General features: G+C 37.0%; 4 protein-coding genes. All 4 read left to right on the forward strand.

The window, feature by feature from the left end:
* Nucleotides 1-88: 88 nt before the first annotated feature.
* Nucleotides 89-730, forward strand: a complete 642-nt coding sequence (locus tag O3599_RS09625; RefSeq protein WP_371512716.1) for an amino acid ABC transporter permease — start codon at nt 89-91, stop codon at nt 728-730.
* A gap of 9 nt (nt 731-739) precedes the next feature.
* Nucleotides 740-1,369 (forward strand): amino acid ABC transporter ATP-binding protein, encoded by a 630-nt coding sequence (locus O3599_RS09630; RefSeq protein ID WP_020902749.1) that lies wholly within the window; start codon nt 740-742, stop codon nt 1,367-1,369.
* A 9-nt stretch (nt 1,370-1,378) separates the two neighbouring features.
* Complete coding sequence (locus O3599_RS09635; RefSeq protein WP_371512717.1) at nt 1,379-2,218, forward strand: amino acid ABC transporter substrate-binding protein; 840 nt, start codon at nt 1,379-1,381, stop codon at nt 2,216-2,218.
* Between the two features lie 456 nt (nt 2,219-2,674).
* Nucleotides 2,675-7,927, forward strand: a 5,253-nt coding sequence (locus O3599_RS09640; RefSeq protein WP_371512719.1) for a YSIRK-type signal peptide-containing protein, incomplete at its 3' end; no start/stop codon positions are given.

A 7,927-nucleotide genomic window follows, 5' to 3' on the forward strand; every position in this document is an offset into this window, starting at 1 on the left:
TTTTTTAAAGAGAATTTTTTTACAAAAATTCTTGGTTGTTTTGTTTATTTATGCTATAATAGGAACAATTATTTTTAGGAGGTGCAGTATGTCTTATTTGTTTGAGATATTACCGAGTTTATTGAGCGGTGCAAGTATGACTTTGCAGGTTTTTGCACTGGTCTTGATTTTTTCTATTCCCTTGGGCGTTTTGATTGCCTTTGCCTTACAAGTCCATTGGAAGCTCCTCCATCATCTGATTAACATTTATATCTGGATTATGCGGGGCACACCCTTGCTCTTGCAATTGATTTTTATCTATTATGTGCTGCCAAGTATTGGGATTCGTTTGGACCGTCTTCCTGCGGCTATCATTGCCTTTGTGTTGAATTATGCGGCTTACTTTGCTGAAATCTTCCGTGGAGGGATTGATACCATTCCTAAAGGTCAATACGAGGCTGCTAAGGTCTTGAAATTCAGTCCTTTTGACACAGTACGCTATATTATCTTGCCCCAAGTGACCAAGATTGTTCTTCCCAGTGTCTTTAACGAAGTCATGAGTTTGGTCAAGGATACTTCTCTGATCTATGCTCTAGGTATTTCAGACCTTATCTTGGCTAGTCGAACAGCTGCAAACCGTGATGCTAGTCTGGTTCCAATGTTCTTAGCAGGAGCCATTTACTTGATTTTGATTGGGATTGTGACCATTCTTGCCAAAAAAGTTGAGAAGAAGTACAGTTACTATAGATAGGAGGCTGCCATGTTAGAATTACGAAATATCAATAAAGTCTTTGGTGAAAAGCAAATTTTATCCAATTTCAGTCTAAAAATTCCTGAAAAGCAAATCCTAGCTATCGTTGGACCTTCTGGTGGAGGTAAGACAACCCTCTTACGTATGCTTGCGGGTCTTGAAACCATTGATTCAGGGCAAATCTTTTATAATGGAGAATCTTTAGAACTGGATGAACTAGAGAAGCGGAATTTACTGGGATTTGTATTCCAAGATTTTCAACTTTTTCCTCATTTATCAGTTCTAGATAATTTGACCTTATCGCCCGTAAAAACCATGGGAATGAAGCAGCAAGAGGCTGAGAAGAAGGCGTGTGGGCTCCTGGAACAGTTGGGACTGGCAGGGCACGCAGATGCCTATCCTTTCTCACTATCTGGTGGGCAAAAGCAAAGGGTGGCCTTGGCGCGTGCTATGATGATTGACCCAGAAATCATTGGCTACGATGAACCAACTTCTGCTCTGGATCCAGAATTGCGCTTGGAAGTGGAAAAATTGATCTTGCAAAATAGGGAACTTGGGATGACGCAGATTGTGGTTACCCACGATTTACAATTCGCTGAAAATATCGCAGATCAGATTCTCAAGGTTGAGCCCAAGTAGGAGGTGCCAATGACTAATAAGAAAATTGCTTTAGTATTGGTTTCTCTCCTGACTCTTTTTTTAACAGCTTGTACTCAAAAGGCTAGTGATCCAAAGCAGGATAACTGGGATAAATATCAAGAGCAGGGGACCATTACTATTGGTTTTGACAATACCTTTGTACCCATGGGTTTTGAAGAAAAGAATGGCCAATATACAGGCTTTGATATTGACTTAGCACAAGCTGTCTCTGAAAAATTAGGCTTTAAGATTCAATTTCAACCCATCGACTGGGATATGAAGGAGACGGAACTGCAAAATGGGACCATTGATGCCATCTGGAATGGCTATTCTGCCACTGATGAACGCCGAGAGAAAGTTGCCTTTAGCATTCCATATATGGAAAATCAGCAAGTTCTGGTTGCCAAGAAAAGTCAGCAAATTCGTTCAGTAGAGGATATGAAGGATAAGACCTTGGGAGCTCAAGCTGGGTCCTCTGGTTATCTAGACTTTGAAGCCCAGCCAGAATTATTGAAAAATCGTGTTAAAGACCAGAAGGCCAATCAGTACCAGAGTTTCAATGAAGCCTTGATTGATTTGAAGAATGATCGAATTGATGCCTTGTTGATTGACCGAGTGTATGCTAATTACTATCTTCAGTCTGAGGGGATATTAAATGACTATAATGTCTTTTCAGCTGGATTTGAAAGTGAATCTTTTGCGGTCGGAGTTAGACCTGCAGATAAAAAATTACTCCAAGCTTTAAACCAAGCTTTTGTTCAACTATACCAAGAAGGGAAGTTCCAAGAGATTAGCCAGAAATGGTTTGGAGAAGATGTGGCAACCAAAGAAGTGAAAGAAGGAAAATAAAATCAATAGTAAGCCTAGTTTTATCTTTAAAACTGGGCTTTGTTTTTTTATAGATTTTATTTTATAAAGTAGGAGTAACTTCCAAATTTTTTAGCTATTTTGGGCAGATCTTGTGCATCTAGCTTCATTCTGTAATCCCTTATTAATAGCTAAAACTCAATGAAGACCTAATAAAAAATATCAGAAAGTTCCTTTTTATAATCAAATTACATGAACAATCAAATAATATAGAAAATCTCTAAAGTAATATAAATTTTATTTTTGTAAGGGCTTACCACAAATAGGAGTTTGTGAAATTACTTTAGCGACTATACATGAAAATGCTTGATTTATAGGAAAAAAAAGAGTATAATGATGTGTAACCTCTTAAAATATGCCTATATATTTTAGGGGGGCTTTTTATTTAGCCTTCTTAAATATATTAACTGATAATTATCAGAAAAAAGGAGTAAGGGAATGTTTAAACCCAAAGGGCATCATGTTCGCCAATCGCAAGTGGAGAAATTCACACGTTACAGTATTCGTAAGGTTAGTTTTGGTGCGGCTAGTGTGGCTGTAGCTACTGGATTGTTTTTCCTTGGTGGAGGAAGCGTCCAAGCGGCTGAACAACTAACTAATCCAGAACCTACAAAAGTTCAAAATCCTCAAAATGTAAGTGATGAGTCCTCGGAACCCTCTAAGGAAGTTACTGGACAAGCATCTGCTACTGCTAAAGAGCCCGATGGACAAAATAATACTTCTGTAAAAGAGTCTGTTGCTGACAAACAAGCCAGTGAAGTTGAAACTCCAAAGGTAGTGACGGAAAAAGTTGCTATTAATACAGCATCGTTAGAAGATTTAGTTGCTAAAGCTGAAAGTCGATTAAGTCAATTAACCGAAGGCAAGAAAACAAAATCAGTTATTGATGATGCTAAAAATTTGGTTAATAAAGCAAAAGAACTTTTAAACGATGATACAAAAACACAGGAAAAAGTTGATGCACTTGCTAAACAACTTTCAAGTAGCCTTGTCATTTTGAACAGTATCAAATCAGAAACAACAGAAGAAAAGGAAACTAAAAATCAAGATCCTCGTAATGGAAAAGCTATCCCAGGTAATGGGGAAAGTGGTTTTAGAGCAGATACGTTTATTGTTAATGAAAGCAATACTACTACAGTTCCAGATACAACTACAACAGGAACTGATAAATTCACATTCGTAGCTATACCTGAAAATGATTCGAGAAGGAAAAATAAAGTTATTGCGATAGCAGGTGGTAATGCAGGAGATATAGAAGTAAAAGGAACTGGAAACGCTCCCACTGATTTAGAAATTGAGATGTATTCTTCTCAAAGAACTGGTAAACAAGAAAACCCAGTAGCAATGTCAACAGTAAATGGACAACCAGTTACATCTCCAGGTAGAATGGATTACCCACTTTCAAAAGAACAGGTTCAAAAATTACAAGAAGAAGCTAAACTATGGAGAAATAAGTTAAAACCTGATGGTAATAGTATCTCAAACAATCCTGCAACAGTTTTTGGAAGCTCTGGAGCTTATGAATTTTTGGCGACAGAAATTTATAAGATGGGTTATGAACAAGGAGTAGATCGTGCATATATCCCAAATATATCAAACCGATTTGCTGTGACAGATAAGGCTAAGGAAGCGGGTTGGAAAATAAAATCAATAAGTCCAACTAATCTGCCAAGTGGTTTGATTTACGATAAAGAGAGCGATTCTATTCAAGGTAGAGTTGTTTCGAATGTTCAAAATGGTGTACAAGATCTAAGGTTTACTGTTGAAGCAGAGAATGAAAAAACACATCAAATTGTTAGTATGGAGTTTAAAAATCTAAGATCTGGTTGGATCGCATGGCAAGATTCAAAACCACCGAGATTAGAAGTTTCAGATGATGCGTATGAAACACAAGTAGGGAAGAATGTAAACATTGATATCTCATATAAAGATGACGCAGGTTCTAATTTTTCTGGAGACAGACAAAGAGTTAATTATAAATTAGCAAGTGGAAAAGTTGTAACAATTCCTAATCAACAATTCAGACAAGCTGTTTCTGGGTTAGCTGGTTATGCTACTACTAAAAAAGCTGGTGAATTGGATGGAACGAAGACTTCTATTCCAGGTATCTCCTATAGTTTAGCTCAAGATGGAACTCCAGTCGAAACTGATGAAAATGGTGATCAATCAGTTTATGGTAAGGGTAAATTGTCTGGGACAGCCACAACAGCGGGTATTTATACAGTATCAGTATATGCTAAGGATTACAATACAACACAAAGATCAGATTCTACATGGATTCATTCGGGACATGAAGTTCAGAAATATATTACCGTTGTTGTAAAACCAACAATTACGGTGAAAAACGTTCATGCTTATGCTACAACTATACCAGTAACAATATCAGATGGAGCTTCAACTGCGGAAGTAAAATTACCTAATGGTAAAATTACGAAGCTTGAGGTTAGAGATGGACAATGGGTAGTTGCATCTGGTACAACAAATGAAAAAGCTGTTCAAGGCACTGCATTAGGACAAGTAGGTTCTGAAATTAATATTCCGGTTTCTGAAGAAGATACGAAGGACGCTTCTACTGATACAATTAGTGCCAAAGCAATAACTGAAAATGTTAAAGCTACTTTATTGAGAAATGAAGTGAGTTTAACAGATAAATCTGGTGTGCATAAAGCTCGTTTAGATGAAACGACAGGTAATTGGGAGCTTGATAAGAATTATAGAGAAGTAAAAGAATCAACTCCGGACGGCGGTTATAAACTAACTAAGAGACAAGTCTTTACAGAAGTACAGACTGATGGAACAATAAATTATTACATCTACTCTTATACTAGAACTTATAAAGCTAACGATGAAATAGTAAGTGTTAATGAAGTAAGGAGAGATAAAACAGTTGTTCCAAGATTAAATACAGAAAATCAAGAGGGAAATGCTGTTGTTGTTGAATACAATCCTGTAACTCAAACTTGGACATCATCTGATAATTCAAGAGTTACTGCCACTAAGGAAGGAAATTTCTGGAACATTAGAACAGAATCTGGATTTACTGGTTTGGTTAAGGGTAGCATTGCTGAAAGTGATGATAAGGCATCAATTCTAAATAATGCTCCAACAGCAACTTCAACTTCTTATACTACAGTAAAAGGTGCCACAGTGGACTTAGTGAAACAAGCATCAGCTGCAGTAACAATTAGAGATACAGAAGATGATGCAACTACATCACCTAAAAAAGAAACAACTATAACTAAAGTAACTGTAACATCACCATCAGGGCAACAATCAGAATATACAGATTTAGAACAAGCAAAAGCTCATCTACTATCAGAAGTAGGTACTTACACAGTTAAAGTTGAAGTAAAAGATAGTAACGGAAATGTCGTTACTGCAGATACTGAAACGGATACTGGAACAAATAAAGGTGCAGACACTGCTGTGAATTCAACTACTTATAAAATTACTGTAAAAGATCAAGAAACGAATAAATTGTATACAGTTGAAGATGATGCAGTAACAAATGATCAGTTGAAAGAAAAAGTAAACCCTACAGCTGTAGACGGCTTTACTTCGACTAAAAATGATATTACAGATATCCCAACGACTGCAGGTAAAGCAGGTCAAACATTAGAAGTGCCAGCAACAGTAACTTATACAAAAGGAACTGAAACAATCCCTGTAGAAACTAAAGTTGATGTAGTTGTTTTACCAAAAGTAGAACCAACAGGAGTAACAGTTCTTAAAGATAGTACTGGATTAGAAGAAATTGTTAAAGCGAAAGTAGTTGAAGCAGCTAATGCAGTTCCAACTGGCAAATTACCAGCTGGTGTAACTGTAAGAGTTAAAGAAGTTAAAGCAGAAACAGTACCAGCAACAACAGCAACTGGAGAACAAGCACCAGCAATAGCAGTTGTAGAGTATGTAAAAGATGGTAATGTAGTTAAAACTAGCGAAGTACCAGTACCAGTAACGGTAGTAGGTTCAACATCAAGTAACGTTGTCGTATTCGAAGGTGATACAGTAGAAGCTAAAACTGTTCAAGATGCAGTAACACCAGGAACTGATGGAACAAAAGGTAATCCTGCAATTCCAGAAGACCTAACAAAAACAACAGGTAAGAAAGAAGTAACGGTCCCTGTAACTTATGAAGGAATTAAAGATCCAGAACAAGTGAAAGTACCAGTAACAGTATTACCAAAACCAGAAGCTGAAGAAATTCTAGTTGCTAAAAATAGTGACAAAGAAAAAGCTAAAGAAAAAGTATTAGCTAAAGCTAAAAAAGCAATCGAAGATGCAACATTTAAAGGGAAATTGCCTCAAGGTGCAACAGTTACTGTTGATGAAACAGTTCCAGTAACAGTGCCAGACTTAACAGAAGATACTGAAGTAGAAGTAACTGTTAAGTACACAGTTCCTGGACAAGATACACCATTAACTACAACAGTTAAAGTCCCTGTAACTGTTGTAGAGGGCGTTCCACAAATTGTTCCAGTGGATGAAAACAATAAACAACCAAATCCAGAAAACAGTATTGATAAAACAGAATATCCAGAAGGTTCAACATTTGAATATGATCCAAAATCTCCAGTGGATACTACAAAACCGGGTGATTACACAGTCAATGTCATTGTCAAAGATAAAGAAGGTAATCCTATTGCAGAAGTTCCTGCAACTGTACGAGTTGTTGAAAGCTATCCACAATTTGTCCCAGTAGATAAGGATAACAAACAACCAGCTGTTGAAGGAAGTATTGACCCTAAAGCATTCCCTAAAGAGACAGAGTTTTCTTATGAAACTCCAGTAGATACAACAACACCAGGCGAAAAAGATGTTGTTGTAGTAGCAAAAATTGGAGATAAGGTTATTGCAAAAGTCCCTGCAAAAGTGATGGTCGTAGAACCTAAGACACAATATGTGCCGGTCGATAAATCAAACAAACAACCAGATGCATCTAAGAGTATTGATCCTGAACAATATCCAGATGGAATAACATTCAACTATAAAAATCCAGTCGATACAACAGCACCAGGCGAAAAAGATGTTATTGTAGAAGCAAAAGACGGGGAAGATAAGCTTGTTGAAGTTCCTGCTAAAGTTAAAGTAGTGGAAGGTAAAGAACAATTAATCCCTGTAAATCCAACTGAGAAACCTCAAGCAAGAGACAGTATTACTCCAAGTGATTATCCAGAAGGTTCAACATTTGAATACAAAGTTCCAGAAGGACAAAAAGAACCATTTGATGCAACAACTGTTGGGGATAAACCAGTAACGGTTGTTGTAAAAGATAAAAATGGAAATGTATTAGTTGAAGTTCCGGCAACGATTAAGGTGGTAGAAGCTAAACCGAAACCAATCGAAACACCAGTAACAAATACACCTTTAACAAAAGAGGATATTGCTAAATATGTTAAAGTACCAGAAGGTGGAAAAGTAACGAATGTAGAAAATATTCCAGACTTAACAACCCCAGGTAAAAAAGATCCTGTTAAAGTAACTGTTACCTTACCAAATGGAAAAACAACAACAGTGGATGTTCCAGTTAACGTAACACCTGTTAAGGAAATTGAAACTCCAGTAACGAAAACTCCGTTAACGCCAGAGGACTACACAAAAGGCATCAAGATTCCAGAAGGTGGCAAGGTCACAAATGTTGAAAACATTCCAGACTTAACAACCCCAGGTAAGAAAGACCCAGTTAAAATC

The sequence above is a fragment of the Streptococcus sp. 27098_8_103 genome (genome assembly GCF_041432345.1).
Taxonomy (GTDB): Bacteria; Bacillota; Bacilli; order Lactobacillales; family Streptococcaceae; genus Streptococcus; species Streptococcus mitis_BV.